This is a genomic window from Micromonospora sp. D75 (assembly GCF_018070405.1).
Classification (GTDB): domain Bacteria; phylum Actinomycetota; class Actinomycetes; order Mycobacteriales; family Micromonosporaceae; genus Micromonospora; species Micromonospora chalcea.
Genome location: NZ_JAGPXV010001153.1, coordinates 1 through 572 on the forward strand (window position 1 = coordinate 1; position 572 = coordinate 572).

Here is a 572-nt window from a genome sequence, read left to right on the forward strand (position 1 = left end):
GTGAGCAGCCCGCCGCCGAGCACCACGGGGTCGGCCGCTCCCGGCGGGCGGATCCGGGACACGCTCTGCGCCAGCGCCGCGGCGGCCTCGGCGATCAGCGCGACCGCCGTGGGCTCCCCGTCGCGGGCCGACGACACCACGAGCGGCGCGAGCCGGGCCAGCTCCACCGGCGGTCGGCGGGTCACCGCCTGCACCACGGCGTCGACCGTCGCACGGGGGCGGTCGTCCACAGCGGTCGCGCCGGTCAGTTCCGACAGCACCCGTCGGCCCAGGTCGCCGGGGGCTTGTGCGCGGTCCAGGCCGGTCAGCAGCCGGCGGACCGCCTCGCGGCCGAGCCAGAACCCCGAGCCGGCGTCGCCGAGCAGCCAGCCGTGGCCGTCGGCGACACGGTCCAGCCGCAGGTCGCGTACCTGGGCGGCGATCGCGCCGGTGCCGGCGATGAGCACCGTGCCGTCCGGGGCGGCGGTGCCGGAGGCGTAGGCGACCAGCGCGTCGCCATGTACGGCGTACGGGCAGCGCAGTCCCGCCTCGGCCCAGGCGCTGTCGAACGCGTCGCGGCCGTTCGGGTCGGC

Annotated in this window: 1 protein-coding gene; it reads right to left on the minus strand. The window is 78.7% G+C overall.

Translation table 11 applies throughout. The features are described from left to right. A partial coding sequence (locus tag KBX39_RS32595) for a BadF/BadG/BcrA/BcrD ATPase family protein (RefSeq protein ID WP_282102513.1) occupies positions 1 to 572 on the minus strand: 572 nt, incomplete at both ends.